The organism is Polynucleobacter sp. AP-RePozz3-80-G7, assembly GCF_018882145.1.
Classification (GTDB): Bacteria; Pseudomonadota; Gammaproteobacteria; order Burkholderiales; family Burkholderiaceae; genus Polynucleobacter.
In genome coordinates this window covers 1-1436 of sequence record NZ_JACVPC010000013.1, presented here as the reverse complement: position 1 = coordinate 1436, position 1436 = coordinate 1, and the positions used below count along the sequence as shown (strand labels likewise).

General features: G+C 46.7%; 1 protein-coding gene. It reads left to right on the top strand.

Annotation, left to right across the window (positions count from 1 at the left end; all coding sequences use genetic code 11):
* The first annotated feature begins 53 nt into the window (after positions 1–53).
* A protein-coding gene (locus tag ICE90_RS10735; protein ID WP_370624674.1) for an IS3 family transposase occupies positions 54–1405 on the top strand; the annotation gives its coding sequence in 2 pieces (ribosomal slippage) (positions 54–516 and positions 516–1405; 1353 coding nt in all).
* Positions 1406–1436 lie beyond the last annotated feature (31 nt).

Genomic DNA, 1436 nt, shown 5'->3' with positions numbered 1-1436 from the left:
TGAACTGACCCCCAAAAGTTGGACATTATGTCCAACCAAGGGGGTTTTGTTTTATGAGCAAGTACAGCAAGCAGTTCAAGCTAAAGGTAGTTAAAGAGTTTCTAAGGTCAGGCGGTCTTAGGCGGGTAGGTCACCTATTTAAGATTAGCCATTCAGATGTCCGCAAATGGGTCTTGGCCTATCAAGCCCATGGTCATAGCGGTCTTAACCCCAGCTTCCAACGCTACTCCCCAGATTTTAAAGTCCAAGTTCTGCAGCACATGGCTGCGCACCAGATATCAGCAAGGCCAGCTGCCGCCCACTTCGGCATTGGGAGTATGACTACGATTTTGCAGTGGCAAAAACTCTACAATGAAGGCGGTATTACAGCCCTTGCCAATCGACCGAGAGGACGACCGCCGATGTCTCAATTTAATATCAAAGCATTACTCAAAAAGCCGATCTCTGAGCTCACGCCGGCAGAGTTGCGAAGACGCTTAGAGTATGCCGAGGCAGAGAGTGCTTACCTAAAAAAGTTAGAAGCCTTAGCTCAGAGCAAAGCAGTAAAAGAGAGCAAGCCCAAGTAATTACTGAGTTAAGGCTGCATTACCGTTTACTAGATTTACTCCAGATTGCCAAGATGGCGAGAAGCGTCTATTACTACTGGCGGGATGCCAGTAGTAAAGCCGATCCTTATCAGGATGCTAAAGAGCATATCACCCAGATCTTTAATGCCCATCGGGGTCGCTATGGCTATCGGCGAGTGCTACTAGAGCTACGCAACGGGCAGCAATACTTAAACCACAAGACCGTGCAAAAGCTGATGGGCCAACTTGGCCTAAAGTCCACTGTTCGCCCTAAGCGCTATCGGTCCTATAAAGGCGCTATCGGTAAGGTGGCACCCAATTTACTAGAGCGTAACTTTGGAGCAAGCAAACCTAATCAGAAGTGGGTCACTGATGTCACTGAGTTCAATATCAAAGGTGAGAAGGTGTATCTCTCACCGATCTTAGATCTATACAACCAAGAGATCATCTCCTATGAGATTGCTGATCGGCCACAGATTAGCTCGATCATGCAAATGCTCCAAAGCGCATTTAAACAACTGGGACCAAAAGACAAACCTATGTTGCACTCAGACCAGGGTTGGCAATACCAGATGGGGCTTTATCAACAGGCCCTTCACCAGCAAGGCATTACTCAAAGCATGTCTAGAAAAGGCAATTGCCTAGATAACGCTGTCATGGAGAACTGGTTTGGGATTATGAAGACCGAGTTCTTCTACCAAAAGAAGTTTGAGGATGTTCAGTCATTTAAGGCAAAGCTAGAGGAATACATCCACTACTACAACCATGATCGAATCAAACAAAAACTAAAGGGATTGAGCCCGGTGCAATACCGAACTCAATCCCTCGTGCTAACCTAACTAAACTGTCCAACTACTGGGGGTCAGTTCA